This window comes from Pseudomonas sp. BF-R-19 (assembly GCF_019956445.1).
Lineage (GTDB): Bacteria > Pseudomonadota > Gammaproteobacteria > Pseudomonadales > Pseudomonadaceae > Aquipseudomonas > Aquipseudomonas fluorescens_BH.
Genome location: NZ_JAHBDN010000035.1, coordinates 61,519 through 82,743 on the forward strand (window position 1 = coordinate 61,519; position 21,225 = coordinate 82,743).

Genomic DNA, 21,225 nt, shown 5'->3' on the forward strand with positions numbered 1-21,225 from the left:
GGCGCGGATAGTAATGCTTGTCATTTACTGTCGTTAGTTGTTATTGAGAATTTGTCTCATTTGATTGTTTCGAATTGTGTCGGAATTAATACAAAATGCCGACGCATTCATTCGACCGATTCAAGCAACAAACTGAAAGCCAATCCGGCGTTTTTCCGGGGCCGCTGCGGCACTAACCTGCCGACATCGAATTTTCCTGAATTTCTGTCGGAGCTTTCCCATGATCCTGCATTACATCTACGACCCCTTGTGCGGTTGGTGCTACGGCGCCAAACCGCTGGTGCAGGCCGCCCAGGCTGTGCTGCCCGTGATTGCCCACGGCGGCGGCATGATGACGGGGGCCAATCGGCAAAAGGTTTCGCCACAACTGCGCAATTACGTCATGCCCCACGACCGGCGCATCGCCGAATACAGCGGGCAGCCGTTCGGTGAAGCCTATTTCGAAGGGTTGCTGCGTGATCACAGCGCCGTGTTCGACTCGGCGCCACCTATCGCTGCGGTGCTGGCTGGCGAGCAAATGGCCGGTCGCGGGCTGGAGTTGTTGGGGCGATTGCAAAGTGCTCACTACATGGATGGGCGCCGTATTGCCGATGAGTCGGTACTGTTTGAACTTGCCCACGGCATGGGGCTGGACCGCGAAGCCTTCGAAAAAGCCTTCAGGGCGGTCGACACCGAAGGCCATATCAGGAACAGCCGGGCTCTTTTGGCCAAGGTCGGCGGGCAGGGCTTTCCGACCCTGGCGCTTGAGCACGATGAACAATTCACCCTGATCGATATCGGTCCATGGCTGGGCAAACCCCAGGCTTTTGCGCAGTGGCTGGATCAGTCACTGCCCGATCAGGGGTCATCCATTTCCGTAGCAGCCTGTGGCCTCGATGGCTGCATTGATTGAATATTCCTGCCGCGTAAAGCCATTTCTTAGACGGTTTTCATCTGTTTTTAGAAGATTCATGAAATTGACACACCGTTGAGGGCGCAGCTACGATTCGGCCCAACGCCTGTGGCCGACCGCCACGATCAAAAATTATAAAAAGGCCCGCCGCGAGAAATCGTGGGCGGGCCTTTTTGTTTTCGTCATGAAAAAAGAGCGCGATAGCGCCGTTTCAGCCGTTCGACACAGCGCGTATCAACCGGAAATAAGGAAAAGAATACGATGTTGAACAAGCGAATCAGCCTGATCGCTCTGGGGATGTTGAGTGCGACACAGGCCATGGCGAACGACCAGGCCGAATCCAAGGGTTTTGTTGAAGACAGCAGCCTCAAAGTGCTGCTGCGCAACGCCTACATGAACCGTGACTTCAAAGACGGCAACCCGGATAAATCCGAGTGGGGCCAGGCGGCCATCGGTACGTTCTCGTCCGGCTTCACCCAAGGCACCGTGGGTGTGGGTGTGGATGCTTTCGGGCTGTACGCACTGAACCTGGAGCGCAGCGAAGACCGTAGCGGCGCGCAAGGCATCGATTTCTTCAAGAAGGGCGACAGCGGCCAGCCGGCGGACGATCTGTCCAAGGGCGGCGCGGCGATCAAGTTCCGCCTGTCCAGCACCACCCTGACCTACGGCGACCAGATGCCGGCCCTGCCGGTGCTGAACTACGACAACTCGCGCCTGCTGCCGGAAAGCTACACCGGCACCCTGATCACCTCCAAAGAGATCAAAGGCCTGCAGCTCGACGCCGGTCGCTTCACCGCCGAGTCGCGCAAAAGCGCCGAAGGCCGTGACAGCGGTGGCTTGAAGTCGATCAACGTGTTGGGCGGCAGCTACCAGTTCACCGAGCAATTCAAGGCCGCGCTGTACGCTTCCGACGTCGAAGACGTGCTGAAGAAACAATACGTGAACGCCAACTACGTGTTCCCGATCGACAAGGATCAGTCCCTGACCCTGGACTTCAACGGCTATCGCACCAAGCTGGAAGATTCCTACGTCCGCGACAACGGTATCACCGGCGACGACAACAAGATCTGGAGCCTGGCGGCCACCTTCATCACCGGCCCGCACTCGTTCACCCTCGCGCACCAGCGCAGCACCGGTGACAGCAACCTGGGCTACGCCTACGGCGGCTACCAGAAAGACCAGGGTCGCATCGGCGACGGTGGCAACACCATCTACCTGGCGAACTCCTACTGGTCCGACTTCAACGCCGAAGACGAACGCAGCTGGCAACTGGGCTACGGCCTGGACTTCAGCACCTTCGGCGTACCGGGCCTGAGCTACAACGTGGCCTACGTGCGCGGCGACAACATCACCACGTCCACCAGCGAAGGCGGCACCGAGCGCGAGATCTTCAACCAGATCAAATACGTCGTCCAAAGCGGCCCGGCCAAAGACCTCAGCGTGAAACTGCGCAGCTCGGTCCTGCGCGTGTCGCAGAAGTCGAGCGAGTACAACGTCAGCGGCAATGAAGTGCGTGTGTTTGTGGATTACCCGATCAATATTTTCTGATGATGGGTTGTGGTCTCGAGGCCTGATGAAGGGCTGGGAGTGAAGAAGCCCCGACTGGTTCGGGGTTTTTTTGTGCTTTTGATGTGATCATGTCGTCAAAGCTCGATTTTGGTAACACGTCTTTCGAACGTGTCGTCCGCGGCGACATGTTCGGAAGACGTGTCGCAAAAAGTGAAAAATTGCGACACGTTAAGGCCTCATGTCTACACTGGCGACATGAGAGAAGCCTTCTTCTGCTCAAAAAACAGACAAAATGATCAGGGTCGCATCCATGAATGAACCGCTGCCATGGCAGGCTGACAGGCCATATAACCAACTTCCGCTGCTGCCACCAGGAACTGAGCTGGAAACACGTGCAGTTCTCAAAAAATGTATTGAGGCACGCACCGCATTGGCCGAGTTGAAACAGGCAGCAGAGTTGATTCCGAACCAGACGGTCTTGATCAATACAATTCCCCTGCTGGAAGCCAAAGACAGCTCGGAAATAGAAAGCATCGTTACCACCACGGATTTGCTGTTTCAGCATGCCCAAGATACGGAAAACCATGCAGACCCTGCGACCAAGGAAGCGTTGCGCTATCGAACAGCGCTCAATCAAGGCTTCCGGTCTCTAACGGAAAGACCGCTATCGACCAACACCGCTGTAGAAATCTGCCGCACGCTGAAGGGGGCGCAACTGGATATCCGCCGTACGCCGGGAACACAGCTTGCGAATGACCGAACGGGTGAAGTTATCTACACACCGCCAGAAGGGGAGGAGCATCTGCGCAACCTACTCGCCAACTGGGAGCGTTTTCTGCACAACGAAACCGATCTCGACCCCCTCGTTCGTATGGCAGTCGGGCACTACCAATTTGAGGCCATTCATCCGTTTGTCGACGGCAACGGCCGGACGGGGCGCGTCCTCAATACGTTGTTCTTGATCCAGGAAGGTCTGTTGAACCTGCCGATCCTCTACCTCAGTCGCTACATCATTGCCCAGCGTGCGGATTACTACCGGCTCCTGCTGGAGGTGACGACCAAACAGGCGTGGGAGCCATGGTTGCTGTTTATGTTGAGTGCAGTAGAAGAAACTGCTCGGTGGACCACGGCCAAGATTGCCGCAATCCGCGCATTGTCTGAACACACCACTCAATTCGTACGTGATCAGCTCCCCAAAACCTATTCGCGTGAGTTGGTTGATGTCATCTTCGAGCAGCCCTACTGCCGTATCAGTAACGTAGTCGACAAGAAAGTTGCGCAACGGCAGGCTGCATCACGTCACCTCAAAGAACTGGTCGCCATTGGAGTTCTGGAAGAGATTCAGGTGGGCAAGGAGAAACTTTTCATCCATCCGAAGCTGATGCAGTTACTCATTCGCGACAAAAATGAATTCAAGCACTACGTCGGCTAAAGCACGTGAGCCAAAACGAGAAAGCCCCGAACGATTCGGGGCTTTTTCTTTTTCACGCACCGGGTTTGCGTGACGACGTTACTGACAGCGATTGTTCATAGGCGCATCCAACACCTTAACCACATCATCGATGATCGCCTTACTCATATCCTGCAAAAAATGCGACGCCCAGGCATAGCGGTCGGTATCGCGAACCATGGCCGCGTCTGATGCGAGCAGCTTGGCGATGTGGAGTAGGTCGGAGGCGTGGTAGAGAGCCTGGATAACCGGGACGCCAGTGTTGACGCGAAACAGCGGTTCGTTGGCGTGGAAGGAGAAGTGGGTGAGGCCGATTGTTTTCAGATCTTGGGGATTGGTCATTGCGCACCTCCGCTGGTTGGGAGGAATTGAGTATTTGCATGCCTTCGAAGAAGGGCCGGCGTGGATACAAAGAACGTGAAAACACAGATTTTGGACGAATCAATTTTATACATGGTCTAGCTCCTATCGTTGAGGAACTGCCACGAACCGTCGCCAAACGATTATGGGTGGCAGCTGTGCGCAGGTTGGCGAACCGGGACAATAGGAACCCGGCAGACCCAAAGGTCTCCCGCGCACAGCCGCCATAACGGAAAAATACGAGCGAAAAAAAACGCCAGCAATCGTTATGGTGGCGCCTGTGCGCCTATTGTTTGGGTCGGGTCGCCAAACCCGGTCGCTGATTTTGCAGCGATGTGGGCAGCCTAGCGTGGGGCAGGGCGATTCGCAACCTACGATCTTGGCCAACAGGGCTTGTTAATTCATTACGTCACGTAACGAATGAAGTTCCCGCCCCCACCTTTATCCCCTCCCGCCAACCCCATACATTCATCTCCAACGCCTCTCCCATCATCCCGACGGGAAGGTCACTGGAGTTGCCCTCATGCCTTTCGTAACCGTACGCATCACCCGCGATGGCGTTACCACTGAGCAGAAAGCTCAGGTGATTGCCGAGATCACTGAAACACTGGAACGCGTCCTCAATAAGCGCCCTGACCTGACCCACATCGTGATCGAGGAAGTCGATACCGATAACTGGGGTTATGCCGGCATCACCACCACCCAGTACCGCAAGCAGCTGGCCGAGGCGCAAGGGCAGTCATGACGTCCTCCGTCACCATCGATTTCATCTCCGATGTGGTGTGCCCCTGGTGCGCGCTGGGGGCGACGGCGCTGGAGCAGGCGATCGAGAACGTGGCCGGGGAAGTCTCGGTCGAGCTGACCTACAAGCCGTTCGAGTTGAACCCGGATATGCCGGCCGAAGGTGAGCAAGCGGTCGAGCACTTGATGCGCAAGTACGGGAGAACGGCCGACGACGTCGCCGCCGGCAAGGCCATGCAGATCGCTCGCGGCGAGGCCATCGGCTTCAAGTTCGATCTGGAGAAGCGCACGCACTTCTACAACACCTTCGATGCGCACCGTTTGTTGCTGTGGGCGTTGCAGGAAGGGCGGCAAGTCGAGTTGAAGAAGGTGCTGCTACAGGCCTACTTCAGCGAAGGCCAGAACCCGAGTGACCTCTCGACGCTGGTGCGGCTGGCGACTGAAGCGGGGCTGGACGGGGCAAGTGCACAAGAGGTGCTGGCGTCCGGTGCGTTCGCCGAAGAGGTTCGGGAACTTGAAACGTACTACCAGCAGCACGGCATCAACTCAGTCCCGGCCATGGTGCTGAACGGTCGCCACCTGGTGTCCGGTTCGCAATCGGTCGAGTACTACGAACAGATATTGCGACAAATGGCGAACGCCTGATTACAGATTTTCTACCCCATTCTTTATTGTCAGAGGTCTTCATCATGAGCATTTCGAAAAAAGTCATCGTAATCACCGGCGCATCCCAAGGTCTCGGCGACGGTATGGTCAAAGCCTTTCGTGAACTCGGTTACCGGATCGTCGCCACTTCGCGTTCGATCAAACCGTCCACCGATCCGGACATTCACACCGTGGCCGGTGACATCGGCGAGCCGGAAACCGCACAGCGTGTCATCCGTGAAGCGATGTCCCGTTTCGGTCGCATCGACACCCTGGTCAACAACGCCGGGATCTTCATCGCCAAGCCGTTCACCGCGTACACCGCAGAAGACTACGCCAATGTGTTGTCGGTGAACGTCAATGGCTTCTTCTACATCACCCAACTCGCCATCGCCGAGATGGAAAAACAGGGCAGCGGCCACGTCGTCAACATCACCACCAGCCTGGTGGACCACGCCATCGACGGTGTGCCATCGGTGTTGGCATCACTGACCAAGGGCGGCCTCAACGCGGCAACCAAATCCCTGGCCATCGAATACGCCAAGCGCGGGATCCGCGTGAACGCGGTCAGCCCAGGCATCATCAAGACCCCGATGCACGGCGAAGAAACCCACGCCGCACTGGGCAATCTGCACCCGGTCGGGCACATGGGCGAGATCGATGATATTGCGCAAGCAGTCGTGTATCTGGACGGCGCCAAGTTCGTCACTGGCGAAATCCTGCACGTGGACGGTGGTCAGAGCGCGGGTCACTGAAAGCGCTTTTTCAAACCCCGGATACAACAAAGCCCCTGCATTTCTGCAGGGGCTTTGTTTTGTATGGTGCGGCACCAGACGAACGGTATGTTTCGGGAAGGTTAGGTTTCCTCAGGGCCTCACACGTGAGGACGTTCATCGCAGTCGATTCGACTATCAAGACCTCTGGAGGAGCCACACGACAAGCTCAATCAGGACGAGGTCTGTGCTTCTTCGGGGGGACAAACCACGATTTCTGGCTTACTTACTCCAAACACCATTGCTGCTGACGTTTCCAATAATCTGGAAATCCCATCAGTCTCAAATAGCCAACTTCCTGCTGATCCATGATTTTGGCCAAGCGAAGCTTCCATTGGCCGTCTGGACTGATCAGGTCGGTTAGATAGGCCAGCATCGTCAATACGATGTATAGACGCTGCTTAGGCTGAGGCCCGTCGCCAGGTGCATTCGGAACGACCCATTCTTTTGGTAAGGATGGTCGAATTGAGAGCTCTCGGTTCCATAACCGTGAGTGGTGGGCGCAGCAGTTTCGGATGAAGGTCAGGGTGTGGAGCCAGGAAGCCAATACTTCGAAGGGCAGATTGAATCTGCTAGCGATCGCTTTTTTGTCGACGCTTTTGCCTATGGCATTGTAGAGGGTGGATACCGTTCCAAGGCTGAGTTCTTCCAGAACAGCCCAGGCGGGTGGCAACTCAGGGTGGGCATAAGTCGAGCCGTAGAATCGGAAATAGTTATCGCGCATGCGATTTTCAATCCGTTGTTGCTGGACTCCATCACCCTGAGTGCTTTTTTTGATGCGATCAATCTCACGTCCAAGTTTATTCCGCTCCTTGTTCAGTTGATCTCGCAGGGGGCGCAGCAGATTGTCATGCGGGTATGACGAGGAGAAGAGTGATGCGTCAGCTATCCAGTCAGGCCCATATTTGGGGCACATGTGATTGCTGATTGCCGCTCGCATGGCGACTTCGACACGTTCGATGGCATCCATGGCAATGCGTCGCAACGAACCATCGAAGCGGTAGATGTCGACGACGGCCTTCAGTGTGCTACCGGGCTTGAAGGTATGTTCCGGCCCTTGCTCCTGGAAGGGGCGCATGTAGGGGCTCAGGCGAAACAGCGTGACCACTTCGAGGAAACGCATGGCGCGATCGTCGTTGACGACTTGCAGACCTCGTTGTTTTAGCAGTTCCAATTGCTGTTCTACGCTGAGGGCCGGTTTGTCGAAGGGCCTCATGTAGCTTTCTCCAGGCAAAAAAAACCCGCACGATTTGAGCTTGCTGACTGGGTCAACCTAGGCTTGGCGGGTGTGTTGGGGTGCATTATAGGTAGGAGTAAGAGCCCGTCAACGCCGCGCTGACGTGAATTTGTAACGGGTAGGTGCGCGGGCAATGTTTGGTCTGTCGATGAAGATAAGGCTTATCGCAGCAATGTGGCAGCTTCCAGCGAGTTTCCAAACCATAGAAACAACAAAGCCCTCGTATTTCTACGAGGGCTTTGTTTTGTATGGTGCCGGCACCAGGAATCGAACCCGGGACCTACTGATTACAAGTGATTTGTCCCGGCGTTTTTCCATGGTTCACCAAGTAGCGAAATCAAGATAAAACCTTGATATACAAGGTATTAGTCTTGTTCCGTTGTTTCGTCTTGTTGCACGTTGTAGTCTAAAGTCACCTAAGAAGCTGTGACCAAAGCTGTGACCAAGACTGAGGCGCGACCAATGGCAAGCAACGCATCGAAGACTGTGAATGACCAGAAAGTGCGGGGCATGACTCCCGGCTGCTCACCTCTGGTCGAAAGCCTGCCAGGACGTGGCACGGGGGCACTGGTGTTCAAGCGTGCGAACGACGGCTCGCCCGTTTGCTACTACCGCTATCACCTGTCTGGCAAGCAAGTGTTGATCAAGCTAGGCGTGTATCGACGCACCGCTCGGGAAGTCGGCTTTACCTTGCCGGAACTGCGCGATCAAGCCGCTGCAATGGCGCAGATAGCTAAAGCGCACGGCGACGTGAAGGCGTACCTGGCAAAACAGGAGGCGGACGCCGAAGCGTCACGTATCGAAAATGAGCGCGCTGTTGAGGCTGCACGCCTAAAAGCGGAGGAGGAAGCCCGAGAGCGCCAGCACCTCGCCGAAATCGAGGCGTCACGCGGCACCTTTGGAGAGCTTTTTCTCGACTACATCGAATCGCTTCGGGAGAAGGCCACTGCCGGCGTCGTCAAGGAACTGGAGCGATTGTATCCGACCATGCTGGCCCTTCACCCCAGCATCATGGCGATGAAGGCACGCGACATTCGCCCCGACCACATTCTCGCCATTCTTAATCCGATCTGGGATCGCGGTGCAAAGATACAGGCTCGCCATATGCGTTCGTACTTGTCAGCGGCGTTCAATCATGGTCTGCGGGCCGAGAACTCGGTCGGCAGGTCGAGCGCCAAGAGCTACAACCTAGAGAGCAATCCGGCCACCGTGATTGCAGTCGAGAAGGCATCGGTCGCCGTTACCCGGGCGCTTTCGGATGCCGAGCTGAGCAAGTTCTGGGGAACAGTCGAAACCACTAAAGGCGTCGGACCGGTCATGGCGCTGCTGTTTAAGTTCGTCATTGTCACAGGCGGGCAGCGCATTAAAAACATCTGCGAGACCACCTGGGATGACTACGATCTGGAAGCCGGTACCGTACGTTTGATCCATCGCAAGGGGCGCGGAGGTCAAACGATGAGCAGGCCGCATTTAGTCCCGTTGACTGAGCGAGCGGTCGCCATTTTGGAGCGTGTGAAGGAGATCAACGGCTGTCACCCCTGGCCGTGGACCACCACCGGAAAGCAGCCCATCGTCGTCAGCAGCCCGGGCCATGCCGTTGCCGATTGGCTGAAGTCAGAGCACGCAGTTATTGAGGGAAAGCAGACCCCCAGCTTCTCGCCGCGCGACTTGCGCCGTACCTGCGCCCAACTGATGCAGCGATACGGCATCAGCGATCAACTGTCCGACCTGCTGCAAGCGCACGGCCAGACTGGCGTGGCGAATAAGCACTACCGAAATAACCCTGAGGCGGCGTTACCTGAGAAGCAGCGCGCGATTGAACTGTTCGAACACGCGCTCGCCAAGGTGTTGGGGAAGAAGCAGACCGCCGAGGTAGTGCGACTGTCCGGGAGAAAGTGAGTTTGTAACAAAATGTTTCAGATGTTCGGTGCCATTGGTTCACCTTGGTTGTATATGGTTGGATATGGTCGAAAGTCGAGTGTGTGTAAGCAGTTACGCCTTAGTGAAAACTCGGTAACGGGGACGTTGATCTTCCTGAACGTATCGCTACTATGCGGCTACTGGCTAGACGCACAGACCCAGATGAAACGCCCTGCAGACTGGGGTTGGGGATTACTGGGAACGTAGTCGCCGCTGGAATGCAGACAAAGAAAAGCCCCCGGCATTGCACTGCCGGGGGCTGATCAGGGGAGGACACACTAACGTCCTTATGCATACCGGCAAGCCAGTACACACCCCAATGGGAGAAGCATTTGAGACGGCTTCATTTCTACAAGCAATGCTTGTAGACGCTGGGAGTTTAAGCCACTTGAATTTTGCGTCAATGCAAATTCGTATCGCCCGACCGATGTCGATCCTATGACCCGTCGTGCGGTACTGGTGGCTTTCTACCCCATCCCTGAGGGGCATCCAATTCAGTTCGAAATGGAAGCCCAATATGCATCAACACAACACTAGCGCTACTCCTGCCAATACAACACCTAATCTGCCGATTCCCGGCACCTACGGCACCTCTGCACAACTCTGCACTCTCTACCAAGTCAGCCGCACGACCTGGTGGCGCTGGTCGCAAATGCCTGGCTTCCCGCGTGCCGTTCGCTTCGGTCGCTCTGTTCGCTGGCCGGTCGAGGCCGTCGAAGCCTTCCTGACTCCGCAGGAGGCTTAAACCATGCGTACCCAACAACCCGCGAACCAACGCGGGCCGGCAGCGTTCGGCCTGAAGAAAGACGCCACTGACCTGGTCCATGTTGAGATTCAGCGCATCGCCAATGCGGCTTTGCTCGTTGCCGACAATCTGCTGGCCGACTGGCTGCCGGATGGCACTCGCAAGGGCAAAGAGTATTGGGCAATCAATCCGGTGCGCGGTGACCGCACGCCCGGGTCGTTCAGCATCGACTGTCAAACCGGCAAATGGCACGACTTCGCCAGCGGCGATAAAGGTGGCGACCTCGTATCGCTGTTGGCCTACCTGCGCGGCTGGCGGCAGATCGATGCCGCCCGCTTCATCGCCGGGCAACTGCGCCTGCCTTTTGGTGGCGGCCCACAGCGCGACCTGCTTGCCGAGGAGGTCGAGCGGCAGCGTTACGCCCGCCAATGTGAGCAGCGTAAGCAGCAATACGATGAAAAAACGCGGGCCGAGTGGGAGCAGGCCGCCGCTCGTGCACGTCGCAACTGGGCGCTCGCGGGCCCGGCTGATCCCAACCATCCGTACCTGGTCCGCAAGCGCATCAAACCCCACCACCTGCGTCAGCTCGGCAGCGAGCTACTGGTTCCCATCTACTGGCGCGGCGAATTGGTGAGCCTTCAGCGCATCAAGGCCAATGGCAAAAAGCTTTTTCTTAAAGGTGGTCGGATCACCGGTTGCTATTGCCTGTTCGGGCGTATCGAGCCCGGCGTCGAGCTGTTCATCGTCGAGGGTATCGCCACGGCTGCCACGCTTCACGAGCAGACCGGCAAGCCGGTCGCCGCTGCAATGAACGCCGGCAATTTGCTGCCGGCTGGCTTAGAGCTGAAGCACAGCTATCCCGATGCCGTGCTGATCGTCGGCGGCGACGATGACCGCGCCAAGGAAGTCGAGGGCAAGCCCAACACGGGCAAGGTGGCGGCCATCCATGCGGCTGCGATGCTCAGCTGCGGGTACGTCCTGCCAGCCTGGCCGGAGGATGCGCCGCTGCATTTCTCCGACTTCAACGATTTGGCCGTCTGGCGGGAGGCCCGGGTATGAACGACTCCCTGATGACCGAAGTTCAGACCCCGGTAGTGTCGGCACCTAAGCCGCTGCTGCCGGACGTCGTGCCGCCGACGCCCTATCCCTTGGACGCTCTGCCCGACATCCTTCGCGGCGCAGTCGAGGCGATTGTCGAGCATGCAATGGTGCCTGCCGCCATCGCTGGGCAATGCATTGTCGGCGCAATCACCCATCCGGCGCAGACGCGTGTCAACGCTTGGCACCCCCAGGACAAGCCGGAAGGTGCGCCCTGCATGCTGTTCATGCTGTCACTGTTCGATTCGGGGGAGGGCAAGTCGAGCGCGCGTGAACTGGCGTTCAAGACGATTGACGAAGCGGAGAAGGAGGCGCATGCCCGCCACCGCCAAGCCTGCGCTGAGATTGAGGCTATGGCTGCTGGCCTGAAAGGCAAGGAGCGTAATGAGTATCTGGCGGCAAACCCGCTGCCACCCGATCCGAAGACCCAATACAGCGATGCGACTTACGAGCCGTTGGTCGGTGACTTCATCAGGGGCAAGTCTGCTGCAAGCTGGGACACGGACGAAGGCGGGCAAATGCTCTGTGGTCACTCGCTCAAGGCTGAAACCAAGGCCGCGACCCTCGGTGGCCTGACTACAGTCTATTCCTCAGGGAAGTTCGAGCGCACCCGCTCGCGCAGCAACCTGGAAGGCTCCGGCGTGGCCTATAACCGCCGCCTGAGCATACACCTGATGGCGCAACCGGTGGTCGTGAAGGAGGCACTGAGCAATCCTCTGTTGGTCGGGCAGGGCTTTCTTGCGCGCTTCCTGCTCGCCGCGCCGGATAGTCTGGCCGGCAACTGCTTGATCACCGTTGAGTCACTGCAGCGCAACGCCTACGCAGACCCGCGTCTGCAAGCGTACTGGTCGAGGCTTAAAGAGATCGCCGCCAGCCCGGAGTATATCGACCCAGAAACCGGCGAGGTCGCCCCGCCCGTTCTGGCGCCTGATGAAGAGGCTAAACAGGTATGGGTGGACTTCCGCAACGAGATCGAACGCGAGCGCGGGCCGCTCGGAATGTTCGCTGACCTGAAGCAGTTCGCCGCCCGCTGCGCCGAGCAGGCGTTGCGCCTGGCTGCCGTGCTCGGCTGTTTTGAGGGTGTTAAGCATATCGATGCCGACTGCATGCGCCGCGCTTGCATGCTGGCGCGCTACTCCCTCTCCGAGTGGTCGCGCTACATCGATGCAGGCGCGGTTGATCCGGAGCTGAAGCGCGCCGCTGAACTGATGAGCTGGTTGCGTGACCCTAAGCGCGCGGCAAAGTGGCAAGAGTTCCACGTCAATGATATGGGGAAGTCTGGGCCCCCTGCGGTTCGTAAGGCCAAGGTGCGCGACAAGGTGCTGGCCGTTTTGTTGAAGTATCACCACCTGCTGAGCAGCGACGGCAAGCAATTCAGGATCAACCCCCTTGCGGAAGTTGCGGATTCTGCGGAAACCCAGAAACCGCGCGGTTATACGACTGCGGAAGATATGCGGAAAGTTGCGGAAATTGCACGGTTCCCCCGCGCAACCCATCCAGCATCCGCAGAGCTTCCGCAAACTTCCGCAGATCTTCCGCACGCTGAAGCCAAGAAATTTCAAGGCCTTCCGCAGAATCCGCAGAATCCGCAGCTCCCTGCGTTCGCAAACACGCGTAGCGAACAGCCATGGGAGCGGGAGCTGTGAGCGCCGCCGAGCTGATGCACCGTGCGAGCGTGGCGGGCGTCGAGATGGCGGTCAGTCAGGAGGGTCGCCTGAAACTGCGTGCTGACTTCGAGCCGCCCGCCGAACTGCTGGCCGAACTGACGGCGCACAAGGTCGAGATCATCGCCGCACTGAGCGCCGCTAACGATCCTATCCCGTCGAGCGCCTGGCTTTACCGTGTCGCACGCCTGCTCGGCATCCATCCTGCCGTGCTGCTGGAAGGCGGGCACTTGGAGCCGCACGACCTTGTCGAGCTGGCCGGAACAGATGCGGGACTGGTGGCCTACACGATCCGCGCCAGCCCGGCCTGGATCAATCGGCCGCAGCGAAGCGACCAACCGGTCGAGGTCCACGCTGCGGAGGAGCTTAAGCCACAGCACACCGTCCACACTGCCGCGACGGCGTCAGACGCATGGCGAGAGGCCGATGCGGCATACACCAACCACCTGATGAGCTGCCGTGCTTGCCATGCGGCAACCGGCCGTTACTGCGCGGCTGGCGCTGATCTGCGCCAGCGTTATAACAACACCCCGATGGAGACGAGCGAATGAACGACGCCCCGACAGTGAAGTTATAACCCCCCCCCCCAGCGCATCGGCGCAGCGCATTGGGATGCTTGCGCCAGTGCGCCAAACATGACCGGCGCAGCGCCGAACGCCATCGGCGCAACGGCGCAAAGTAAAGTCCACCCCGAGTGCCGCCCAATCTTCGAATTACGGCCGTGGGAGTATGTAATTAGTTGAGACCGAGGAGTAAGCGATGAGCAAGAATCGCCTGTTCAAGAATCAGCCGAAAATCCGCCTGATCGTGTCCGTTGAAACTGAAACCGTGGCCGCGATTGATCGGCTGATCCGTTATCCCAGCGCCAACCGTTCAGAGTTCGTGCGTCTGGCTATCGAAGAGAAGCTGGAGCGTGACGTGGTTCTGTTCCAGAACCGTGTTTCAGCAGTTCCCTAAGCGTTCTGAAACAGGTGGATTTTCGTCGGCCCTAAAGCGTGCGAATTTTGATGATTTTCAGACCAGTACGCGCATGCGCGCGTGCGCGCGTATATAAAGCAGAACACTCATAAAATCCGTGGCTTTATGTACGTTGGATGGCGGTTTCTCGTCGATTTCCGCCGATTGAAATAGTCAGCAATCGGCCAAAAGCAGACGGTCACCTATGGGCAACTCCCAACCAACAGCAATCGTTGGGCAAATCGACTGAATTTGTTGAAGGCTGCGCAACGCCGATACGCCGGTTGAGTTGCTTCGGGCGCTCTAACCCATTTCGGATGGTGTTTCTCGACAGCCCGGTACGCCTCGCTATCTGATGCAGCGACATCTTGCTGCGAAAATACATCCGCAGAATTTTACCCACCATTTCCATGCTGTTCACCCTGTGCTGTCTTGTTCAAAAGTTGAGCAGAAGCAGTTGAACACCTAGGTCAGTTTTTAGTCGGCAAAATAGCCTTTATTGGGGAGGTTTTTCTTCAGTGGCAACAGCCAAAGCATCATATGTTCACTATTGCTCGTCATTATGACCAATAACTCGTCAAATCAACGCATTCTGCGTCTTATTGTCGCACACGATTGCCTCTAGACTCCTCTTCCCGGGAGCTCTAGCTCCTTGTTCGCCAAGAGCGCGAGCTTTTGGGTATTGCTTTTTCCAAAGTGATATATGAGCTCCATACCCGTGCTCATGTGCCACAAGCGCTTATTTTGGTCCTTAGGAATAAAAACAATGAAAAAAATATTTCTGACCTTTTCTGCATTGGCTTTGTGTGTGGCTGCCGGTTCTGCGCTGGCCAAGGAGTACAAGGAGTTGCGTTTTGGCGTCGACCCTTCCTATGCGCCGTTTGAATCCAAGGCCGCTGATGGCAGCCTGGTGGGTTTCGATATCGACTTGGGCAATGCGATCTGCGCCGAGCTGAAGGTCAAGTGCAAATGGGTTGAAAGCGACTTCGACGGCATGATTCCCGGCCTCAAGGCCAACAAGTTCGACGGTGTGATCTCTTCCATGACCGCCACGCCAGCGCGTGAGAAAGTTATCGATTTCTCAAACGAGCTGTTCTCTGGCCCGACCGCGCTGGTTTTCAAGAAAGGCGTGGCCCTCGGCACCGATCCGGCCTCCCTCAAGGGCAAGAAAGTCGGCTACGAGCAAGGCACCATCCAGGAAGCCTATGCCAAGGCCGTGCTGGACAAGGCCGGGGTAGAGACTCAGGCCTACGCCAACCAGGACCAGGTGTACGCTGACCTGATCTCCGGACGCCTCGATGCCTCAATCCAGGACATGCTGCAAGCCGAACTGGGCTTCCTGAAGTCGCCACCAGGCGCCGACTTCCAAGTCAGCGAGCCAGTCGAAAGCCCGCTACTGCCTGCCAAAACCGCCGTGGGTCTCACCAAAGGCAACGCCGAGCTCCAGGCCTTGCTGAACAAAGGTATCCAGGCACTGCACGACAATGGCACCTATGCGGCCGTCCAGCAGAAGCACTTTGGCGATCTGAATCTCTACAGCGGCAAATAATGACCCTGCGCCCATTTGCGAATGGGCACTTTTTTGACTGACGTAGGGCTGCTCAATGCTAGAAAACCTATTGCAGATTCTTGGGCTGTCAGGCTTTAGCCTTAAGGGTTTCGGCCCGCTGTTGCTGCAAGGCTCCTGGATGACTGTCAAATTATCCTTTCTGTGCTTGCTGGTGAGCGTTGGCCTGGGCCTGATCGGCGCCAGCGCCAAGCTTTCGAAATCAGCACTGCTGCGCGTCCCTGCGCAGGCCTACACCACGCTGATCCGCGGAGTGCCGGACCTGGTGCTGATGCTGTTGATCTTCTACAGCCTGCAAACCTGGCTGACCAGCCTGACCGAAGCACTGGGCTGGGACTATATCGAAATCAACCCCTTTAGCGCCGGGGTCATTACCCTGGGCTTCATCTACGGCGCTTATTTCACCGAAACCTTCCGTGGCGCCATCCTTGCCGTACCGCGAGGGCAGATGGAAGCGGCTACCGCCTACGGCCTGACCCGCGCTCAGCGCTTTCGCTTAGTGGTGTTCCCGCAAATGATGCGTTTTGCCCTGCCGGGCATCGGTAATAACTGGATGGTGATCCTCAAGGCCACCGCGCTGGTGTCGATCATTGGCCTGGCCGATCTGGTCAAAGTGGCCCAGGACGCGGGCAAGAGCTCCTATCAGCTGTTCTTCTTCCTGATTCTGGCCGCCTTGATCTATCTGGTGATAACCACCGTTTCGAACTACGTCTTGCGCCGGATGGAAATCTTCTACGCCGCAGGCACCCGGGAGGCCGTGCGATGATCGAGCTACTGCAGGAATACTGGAAACCTTTTCTGTTCCAGGACGGCAATCACATCACCGGGCTGGCCATGACCCTCTGGCTGCTCAGTGCCTCGATCTTCTTCGGCTTCGTGATGTCGATCCCGCTGTCGATTGCCCGGGTCTCGACCAATGTCTGGGTGCGCTGGCCGGTGCAGTTCTACACCTACCTGTTCCGCGGGACGCCGCTGTATATCCAGTTGCTGATTTGCTACACCGGCATTTACAGCCTGGCCGCGGTGCGTGCTCAGCCAGTACTGGATGCGTTCTTTCGCGATGCGATGAACTGCACCATCCTGGCCTTCGCCCTGAACACCTGCGCCTACACCACGGAGATCTTCGCCGGGGCCATTCGCAGCATGAACCACGGTGAAGTCGAAGCGGCCAAAGCCTACGGCCTGACCGGCTGGAAGCTGTACACCTACGTGATCATGCCGTCCGCTCTGCGTCGCTCGCTGCCGTACTACAGCAACGAAGTGATTCTGATGCTGCACTCGACCACCGTGGCCTTCACCGCGACCATCCCGGACATCCTGAAAGTCGCACGGGACGCCAATTCGGCGACCTTCCTGACTTTCCAGTCCTTCGGCATCGCCGCGTTGATCTACCTGGCAGTCACTTTCTCTCTGGTCGGCCTGTTCCGCTTGGCTGAACGCCGCTGGTTGTCTTTCCTCGGCCCGGCTCACTAATTCAGGATGCTTGTTCATGTACAAACTGACCGTTGAAAACCTGCACAAAAGCTACGGCAACCATGAAGTCCTCAAGGGCGTTTCGCTGAACGCCAAGACCGGCGATGTGATCAGCCTGATTGGCGCCAGTGGTTCGGGCAAGAGCACCTTTCTGCGTTGCATCAACTTCCTGGAAACGCCCAACGACGGCGCCATGAGCCTGGACAACCAGCCGATTCAAATGGTCCATGACCACCACGGCATGCGCGTGGCCGACGCCAATGAACTGCAACGCATCCGTACTCGCCTGGCGATGGTGTTCCAGCACTTCAACCTGTGGAGCCACATGACCGTGCTCGACAACATCACCATGGCCCCACGCCGGGTGCTGGGCGTCAGCAAGAAGGACGCAGAGGATCGCGCCCGGCGCTACCTGGACAAGGTCGGTTTGCCGGCACGGGTTGCAGATCAATACCCGGCGTTTCTCTCGGGTGGTCAGCAGCAACGGGTCGCCATTGCCCGTGCCCTGAGCATGGAACCGGAGATCATGCTGTTCGACGAGCCGACTTCGGCCCTGGACCCGGAGCTGGTGGGCGAAGTGCTCAAGGTGATCCAGGGGCTGGCCGAAGAAGGCCGCACCATGATCATGGTGACCCACGAAATGAGCTTTGCGCGCAAAGTGTCGAACCAGGTGCTGTTCCTGCACCAGGGGCGGGTCGAAGAGCAGGGTGCGCCCGAGGACGTATTGGGCAACCCCAAAAGCGAGCGCCTGCAGCAATTCCTCAGCGGCAACCTGAAGTAACCGGAGCGCCTTCGAGCGATGGCAGGGTCGCTCGAAGGCGCTGGCTCAACCCTCAAAACACCCACGTTCAACCTGAGCAATCAGTGTTGCCGGCACCTCTGTGATGCCGTAGCCGCTGACGAGCCGCGGCCAACAGATCGGCCCGCTTCGCTTCAAAACAAGGAACTCTGTCTGCGCAGCCACCCACTCTGGAACCAGGATATCTACCAACGCCGTATTGCTTTGAGCACATCACCGGGAGCATGGGCGCCGCTTGTGTCACCGCAGTGAACGTCAGCTTCGGCGAACTCTTCAGTGCCACCTGCATCATGACGATGTCCAGATGTCGCTTCTTTTTGCCCATCATGCTGATTTTCATGGTTATGCATCTTGGTTTCACCACCATGCTGGTAGCCACCGCTGCTCGCGGCTAGCGCTCTGTATTCCTGAGCATCCATACCAGGAAGCTGCTAAAGAACGGCGACCATTCCCCAAATATAGGGATCGGCCATGCTTTTACCCCAGGCAGGCGTGCCCGTGGACTTGATACCGTGCTTGATGATCCAGAACTCTGCTGCTGGTTTCCATCGACCGGTTGAATCCACGGCCAAAAGCAGCCAATCGAAAGTGCCTGGGTATCTGGGTATCGCTTTAGCTATGCCTGAGCTGATACGCGCAAATTCGATTTTATTTGCGCTTTCCGCTTGATAAGTAACACCCATAGTGCAACAGTGTTAGTGGAACGCCCTAACTGATACAGGCACCCATCATGTTCATCCGCGCATACCTCCGAGCATCCACCGAAGAACAAGACGCCAGTCGCGCCCAAGCCTCGCTTGAGCAGTTCGCCAGCGACCATAACAAGGTCATTGCGAGCGTGTATCTGGAGAATGCCAGCGGCGCCTCCGCAGACCGGCCCGAGTTGCTGCGTCTGCTCAAAGATGCGCGCAAGGGTGACGTGCTGCTGGTGGAGTCGATAGACCGGCTCTCCCGCTTGCCGGTGGAGGACTGGCAGAAGCTCAAGGCCACGATTGATTCCAAGGGCCTGCGCATCGTCGCGCTCGATCTGCCGACCAGTCACCAGGGAATGCAGGACACGAAGGGCGACGAGTTCACCGGGCGGATGCTGGGCGCTATCAACTCAATGCTGGTGGAAATGATGGCCGCCATTGCACGCAAGGATTACGAGCAACGCCGCGAGCGCCAGGCCCAGGGTATCGAGAAGGCCAAAGCTGCTGGTAAGTATCAGGGCCGGCCGGTCGATGAAGATCTGCACAAGCGCGTTACGGAACTGCTCGGTGCCGGCCTTGGCATCCGCGCAACAGCCAGGCACGCCAACTGCTCAACCACCACAGTCCTCAGGATCAGGGACTTGGCCAGCGCCTGAAAGCATCAATAAAAAAGGCTTTGCGGCCAGGATCATAGGGGAGCGTCATGACGACCACCTTTTCCGATTTAAAATCTCATTACCCCTAGTCCGCCCCGGGTGTCCCGAACTACGGAAAGCATGGGCGCGACTTTTCGGGAGATGACCTGTACAGGAGGGAGCCGCACCCGTGGTTACCGTAAGACAGTCTCCGGACAGCTACACTTGCCCGCCATTAAAGCCCCAGCGATCCAAAGTTTGTAGACGCTACGGATGATTGGCTCGTGGGTGTAGCGGGAGTATTGGGGGCGCTTGGCTTGAGCGTACTCTTCCGGGGTCATTACCGCCTTCAGGCGCCCCCCAGATCTTGCCAGGTTTGATCCTTGTAGCGGCCGAATTGGTTTGGGAACACGCCGTTGGCGATTTCCGAGGCGCCCCAGCCGGTGAACTTGGTCAGCAGCGTCTTTTCTTCCGGCGTGGCCTGGCGATTTTCGCTCAGGATTTGCTTGACCAGTTCAACGAGCTTGACGTTCTGCTCGGCCGTGGCTTTCCAGGAACCGGTGCGTTTCAGCTCGCCTGGCTGAATCCGATAGTTGCGTTGATCCGCTCTTGCACCTGTTGCAGGGCCACCTCGGGAGTCGTCTGAAGCTGGTAGTTCAGCTTGTCCCAGTTTTTGTGGCTGGCGTACTGGTTCAGTGCCATTTGGTTCGCGCTGTCCACGCTCTCCGCGTAGTCCGCCATCAGGCTGTTTACGAACGGCTCCAGCGTCCCCGCCCGCGTCATCCGCTTGACTTGCGCCGGGTTGGTGTCCGTCAGCATTTGCAGAATTGTCTGTCTTAGCTGTTCCGAGTTCATCAGGCGGAACCTCGTTGGTGTCTGGCGAGCCCGCACCGACTTCCGGGGCGTCAACGTCGAAGGCTTCAACTTCGGTGGCACTGCTCATGCCGGTAAAGCCCGTGGCGCGCGGGTCGTACTTAACGCCCATGTAGCAGGACTTCAGGTTCGGCTTCACCACGTTGCCCAAGTCTTCAGCCATGGCCTTGGCGTAGACGTAAGCGGTAAAGGTGCGCGCGCCTTTTCCAATATGGTAGCCGGCCAGCGTAATGCCTGCCTGAATGATTTCCGGGTCAATGCCGCTGTTTAGCTGAGTCAGCTTGGCCTTCAGAATGGCGCGCGCCTTCTCGGCTGCGTCCTCGGTGAAAATCGTGTTCTAGGTGACGGCTGGTTTCGCAGGAGCTTCGGCCTTGGCTATTTCTGCGTCAAAAGCGGCTACGCTGTGGTTGCGACATTGCACGCATTTGCATTCGTTCTGATCACCGATTGCATCGGACTTGACCAGCACGCTTCGTGGCCATGATCGGCAGAAAACGGCCACAAGCGGTCATTCAAGCTTGATCGAATCAACGAATGGCTTGGCGAGGAGGTAGTGAAGTTCAAGCCCATTGAAACCGATGCGTAGCCTCAAACGGGCCGGCCTTCAAGATGAAATCTGTGAGTTTGCGATTTTGGATACTCATTGCAGACTCCTCCCGGTTCGATCAATCCGCATCCCTAGTTTCGTGCGCTGCCCAGCGCGGGGTGAACTTTGAAGCACAAGTCATCAGCAGTCTCCCCCTGAAGCAGCACCATCTGTTCGGCCCTAGGTTCGGGATACTGGGCTACCTTTTTGTACGGCCCCCGCTTCGGCGTTTTGCACCGTGCTTTGAATATAGCCATACAGCCCCACGCAGGCATCCTTATACGCGTTGAGTGCCTTATCGGCCGCTTCACGGGCGGCGGGCAAGTCTTCCGGAGCGGCCACTTCGCGAGCCACCAATGCCTCATACCAAGCTGCTTCGGCTATCTGTACCGGTCGTAGGCCGGGCTTGAGGTGTTCGCTGTCGATCATCGGCATGACAGGGTTCCTTTCAGTTCGTTGTTCGTAACGCGGTGGTACTCGCTTGGCCAAAGTCACGCAGAGCGTACCCCTGTCGACCAGCCTGTCGGTTGTCGGGCCAGATACGGCACACTTTTAGCTGCGCAGCATCGATGTTCAGGCTGGCCCCGATCACTGCGTGTGCTTCGTCTA

General features: G+C 57.6%; 20 protein-coding genes and 3 pseudogenes. 16 read left to right on the forward strand and 7 right to left on the reverse strand.

Annotation, left to right across the window (positions count from 1 at the left end; genetic code table 11):
• Window positions 1-220 precede the first annotated feature (220 nt).
• The 3 genes from KGB28_RS05445 to fic all read left to right on the forward strand — a co-directional run bounded on the left by KGB28_RS05445 (window position 221) and on the right by fic (window position 3,833).
• Window positions 221-892 carry a DsbA family protein gene (locus tag KGB28_RS05445; protein ID WP_223443153.1) on the forward strand — a complete coding sequence of 224 codons (672 nt, stop codon included), beginning with the start codon at window positions 221-223 and terminating at the stop codon, window positions 890-892.
• Window positions 893-1,153: 261 nt separating this feature from the next.
• Window positions 1,154-2,440 carry an OprD family porin gene (locus KGB28_RS05450; RefSeq protein WP_223443156.1) on the forward strand — a complete coding sequence of 429 codons (1,287 nt, stop codon included), beginning with the start codon at window positions 1,154-1,156 and terminating at the stop codon, window positions 2,438-2,440.
• Window positions 2,441-2,711: 271 nt separating this feature from the next.
• Window positions 2,712-3,833: a protein adenylyltransferase Fic gene (fic, locus tag KGB28_RS05455; RefSeq protein WP_317853289.1), complete on the forward strand. Its 1,122-nt coding sequence runs from the start codon at window positions 2,712-2,714 to the stop codon at window positions 3,831-3,833.
• 78 nt (window positions 3,834-3,911) lie between these two features.
• On the opposite strand, the gene KGB28_RS05460 is transcribed toward fic, so the two are convergent.
• On the reverse strand, window positions 3,912-4,193 hold the full coding sequence (locus tag KGB28_RS05460) for a DUF3077 domain-containing protein (protein ID WP_223443159.1): 282 nt from the start codon (window positions 4,191-4,193) through the stop codon (window positions 3,912-3,914).
• Window positions 4,194-4,734: 541 nt separating this feature from the next.
• Here KGB28_RS05460 and KGB28_RS05465 point away from each other — a divergent pair.
• From KGB28_RS05465 to KGB28_RS05475, 3 genes are read left to right on the forward strand one after another with little or no spacing between them, the layout of a single operon-like run.
• Window positions 4,735-4,956, forward strand: coding sequence for a tautomerase family protein (locus tag KGB28_RS05465; RefSeq protein ID WP_150755619.1), 222 nt, complete (start codon window positions 4,735-4,737; stop codon window positions 4,954-4,956).
• Window positions 4,953-5,597, forward strand: a complete 645-nt coding sequence (locus tag KGB28_RS05470; RefSeq protein ID WP_223443162.1) for a DsbA family oxidoreductase — start codon at window positions 4,953-4,955, stop codon at window positions 5,595-5,597. Before KGB28_RS05465 ends, KGB28_RS05470 begins: the two co-directional genes overlap by 4 nt.
• 44 nt (window positions 5,598-5,641) lie before the next feature.
• The gene (locus tag KGB28_RS05475; RefSeq protein ID WP_046040831.1) at window positions 5,642-6,352 is read left to right on the forward strand and encodes an SDR family NAD(P)-dependent oxidoreductase; all 711 of its coding nucleotides are present in this window, start codon (window positions 5,642-5,644) and stop codon (window positions 6,350-6,352) included.
• A 244-nt stretch (window positions 6,353-6,596) separates the two neighbouring features.
• On the opposite strand, the gene KGB28_RS05480 is transcribed toward KGB28_RS05475, so the two are convergent.
• Window positions 6,597-7,586: an Abi family protein gene (locus tag KGB28_RS05480; protein WP_223443165.1), complete on the reverse strand. Its 990-nt coding sequence runs from the start codon at window positions 7,584-7,586 to the stop codon at window positions 6,597-6,599.
• A gap of 483 nt (window positions 7,587-8,069) precedes the next feature.
• On the opposite strand from KGB28_RS05480, the gene KGB28_RS05485 reads away from it, so the two are divergent.
• From KGB28_RS05485 to KGB28_RS05505, 5 genes are all read left to right on the forward strand, one after another.
• Window positions 8,070-9,506 (forward strand): tyrosine-type recombinase/integrase, encoded by a 1,437-nt coding sequence (locus KGB28_RS05485; protein WP_223443167.1) that lies wholly within the window; start codon window positions 8,070-8,072, stop codon window positions 9,504-9,506.
• 769 nt (window positions 9,507-10,275) lie between these two features.
• The gene (locus KGB28_RS05490; protein ID WP_223443169.1) at window positions 10,276-11,331 is read left to right on the forward strand and encodes a toprim domain-containing protein; all 1,056 of its coding nucleotides are present in this window, start codon (window positions 10,276-10,278) and stop codon (window positions 11,329-11,331) included.
• Window positions 11,328-13,016 (forward strand): DUF3987 domain-containing protein, encoded by a 1,689-nt coding sequence (locus KGB28_RS05495; RefSeq protein WP_223443172.1) that lies wholly within the window; start codon window positions 11,328-11,330, stop codon window positions 13,014-13,016. The genes KGB28_RS05490 and KGB28_RS05495 overlap by 4 nt, the downstream gene beginning before the upstream one ends.
• Window positions 13,013-13,585: a hypothetical protein gene (locus KGB28_RS05500; RefSeq protein ID WP_223443174.1), complete on the forward strand. Its 573-nt coding sequence runs from the start codon at window positions 13,013-13,015 to the stop codon at window positions 13,583-13,585. The genes KGB28_RS05495 and KGB28_RS05500 overlap by 4 nt, the downstream gene beginning before the upstream one ends.
• A gap of 208 nt (window positions 13,586-13,793) precedes the next feature.
• Window positions 13,794-13,991: a ribbon-helix-helix protein, CopG family gene (locus KGB28_RS05505; RefSeq protein ID WP_223443176.1), complete on the forward strand. Its 198-nt coding sequence runs from the start codon at window positions 13,794-13,796 to the stop codon at window positions 13,989-13,991.
• Between the two features lie 227 nt (window positions 13,992-14,218).
• Here the strand turns inward: KGB28_RS05505 and KGB28_RS05510 are convergent.
• Window positions 14,219-14,412: pseudogene (locus KGB28_RS05510) on the reverse strand (helix-turn-helix domain-containing protein); the annotation flags it as partial.
• 345 nt (window positions 14,413-14,757) lie between these two features.
• Between KGB28_RS05510 and KGB28_RS05515 the strand changes: the two are divergent.
• Genes KGB28_RS05515 through KGB28_RS05530 form a run of 4 tightly spaced genes read left to right on the forward strand, consistent with a single transcriptional unit; the run spans window position 14,758 to window position 17,812 of the window.
• Window positions 14,758-15,540, forward strand: a complete 783-nt coding sequence (locus tag KGB28_RS05515) for a transporter substrate-binding domain-containing protein (protein WP_223443179.1) — start codon at window positions 14,758-14,760, stop codon at window positions 15,538-15,540.
• A gap of 55 nt (window positions 15,541-15,595) precedes the next feature.
• Window positions 15,596-16,324: an ABC transporter permease gene (locus KGB28_RS05520; RefSeq protein ID WP_223443181.1), complete on the forward strand. Its 729-nt coding sequence runs from the start codon at window positions 15,596-15,598 to the stop codon at window positions 16,322-16,324.
• Window positions 16,321-17,031, forward strand: a complete 711-nt coding sequence (locus KGB28_RS05525) for an ABC transporter permease (RefSeq protein ID WP_046031502.1) — start codon at window positions 16,321-16,323, stop codon at window positions 17,029-17,031. The genes KGB28_RS05520 and KGB28_RS05525 overlap by 4 nt, the downstream gene beginning before the upstream one ends.
• Window positions 17,032-17,047: 16 nt before the next feature.
• Window positions 17,048-17,812 carry an ABC transporter ATP-binding protein gene (locus tag KGB28_RS05530; RefSeq protein WP_046048975.1) on the forward strand — a complete coding sequence of 255 codons (765 nt, stop codon included), beginning with the start codon at window positions 17,048-17,050 and terminating at the stop codon, window positions 17,810-17,812.
• 63 nt (window positions 17,813-17,875) lie between these two features.
• Here the strand turns inward: KGB28_RS05530 and KGB28_RS05535 are convergent.
• Window positions 17,876-18,060: pseudogene (locus KGB28_RS05535) on the reverse strand (efflux RND transporter periplasmic adaptor subunit); the annotation flags it as partial.
• Window positions 18,061-18,156: 96 nt separating this feature from the next.
• A pseudogene (locus KGB28_RS31775) lies at window positions 18,157-18,372 on the reverse strand (cytochrome c); the annotation flags it as partial.
• Window positions 18,373-18,560: 188 nt separating this feature from the next.
• On the opposite strand from KGB28_RS31775, the gene KGB28_RS05545 reads away from it, so the two are divergent.
• The gene (locus KGB28_RS05545; RefSeq protein WP_223443184.1) at window positions 18,561-19,178 is read left to right on the forward strand and encodes a recombinase family protein; all 618 of its coding nucleotides are present in this window, start codon (window positions 18,561-18,563) and stop codon (window positions 19,176-19,178) included.
• Between the two features lie 328 nt (window positions 19,179-19,506).
• Here the strand turns inward: KGB28_RS05545 and KGB28_RS05550 are convergent, their stop codons facing one another.
• Window positions 19,507-20,193, reverse strand: coding sequence for a hypothetical protein (locus KGB28_RS05550; protein WP_223443186.1), 687 nt, complete (start codon window positions 20,191-20,193; stop codon window positions 19,507-19,509).
• Between the two features lie 603 nt (window positions 20,194-20,796).
• A complete protein-coding gene (locus KGB28_RS05555) occupies window positions 20,797-21,051 on the reverse strand; it encodes a hypothetical protein (RefSeq protein ID WP_223443188.1) in 255 nt (84 codons plus the stop codon).
• Window positions 21,052-21,225: the final 174 nt, after the last annotated feature.

Bases quoted from the DNA above. Each gene is read 5' to 3' on its own strand.
- KGB28_RS05445 (WP_223443153.1), top strand. From the start codon at position 221: ATGATCCTGCATTACATCTACGACCCCTTGTGCGGTTGGTGCTACGGC.
- KGB28_RS05450 (WP_223443156.1), top strand. From the start codon at position 1,154: ATGTTGAACAAGCGAATCAGCCTGATCGCTCTGGGGATGTTGAGTGCG.
- fic (WP_317853289.1), top strand. From the start codon at position 2,712: ATGAATGAACCGCTGCCATGGCAGGCTGACAGGCCATATAACCAACTT.
- KGB28_RS05460 (WP_223443159.1), bottom strand. From the start codon at position 4,193: ATGACCAATCCCCAAGATCTGAAAACAATCGGCCTCACCCACTTCTCC.
- KGB28_RS05465 (WP_150755619.1), top strand. From the start codon at position 4,735: ATGCCTTTCGTAACCGTACGCATCACCCGCGATGGCGTTACCACTGAG.
- KGB28_RS05470 (WP_223443162.1), top strand. From the start codon at position 4,953: ATGACGTCCTCCGTCACCATCGATTTCATCTCCGATGTGGTGTGCCCC.
- KGB28_RS05475 (WP_046040831.1), top strand. From the start codon at position 5,642: ATGAGCATTTCGAAAAAAGTCATCGTAATCACCGGCGCATCCCAAGGT.
- KGB28_RS05480 (WP_223443165.1), bottom strand. From the start codon at position 7,586: ATGAGGCCCTTCGACAAACCGGCCCTCAGCGTAGAACAGCAATTGGAA.
- KGB28_RS05485 (WP_223443167.1), top strand. From the start codon at position 8,070: ATGGCAAGCAACGCATCGAAGACTGTGAATGACCAGAAAGTGCGGGGC.
- KGB28_RS05490 (WP_223443169.1), top strand. From the start codon at position 10,276: ATGCGTACCCAACAACCCGCGAACCAACGCGGGCCGGCAGCGTTCGGC.
- KGB28_RS05495 (WP_223443172.1), top strand. From the start codon at position 11,328: ATGAACGACTCCCTGATGACCGAAGTTCAGACCCCGGTAGTGTCGGCA.
- KGB28_RS05505 (WP_223443176.1), top strand. From the start codon at position 13,794: ATGAGCAAGAATCGCCTGTTCAAGAATCAGCCGAAAATCCGCCTGATC.
- KGB28_RS05515 (WP_223443179.1), top strand. From the start codon at position 14,758: ATGAAAAAAATATTTCTGACCTTTTCTGCATTGGCTTTGTGTGTGGCT.
- KGB28_RS05520 (WP_223443181.1), top strand. From the start codon at position 15,596: ATGCTAGAAAACCTATTGCAGATTCTTGGGCTGTCAGGCTTTAGCCTT.
- KGB28_RS05525 (WP_046031502.1), top strand. From the start codon at position 16,321: ATGATCGAGCTACTGCAGGAATACTGGAAACCTTTTCTGTTCCAGGAC.
- KGB28_RS05530 (WP_046048975.1), top strand. From the start codon at position 17,048: ATGTACAAACTGACCGTTGAAAACCTGCACAAAAGCTACGGCAACCAT.
- KGB28_RS05545 (WP_223443184.1), top strand. From the start codon at position 18,561: ATGTTCATCCGCGCATACCTCCGAGCATCCACCGAAGAACAAGACGCC.
- KGB28_RS05550 (WP_223443186.1), bottom strand. From the start codon at position 20,193: ATGGCTGAAGACTTGGGCAACGTGGTGAAGCCGAACCTGAAGTCCTGC.
- KGB28_RS05555 (WP_223443188.1), bottom strand. From the start codon at position 21,051: ATGCCGATGATCGACAGCGAACACCTCAAGCCCGGCCTACGACCGGTA.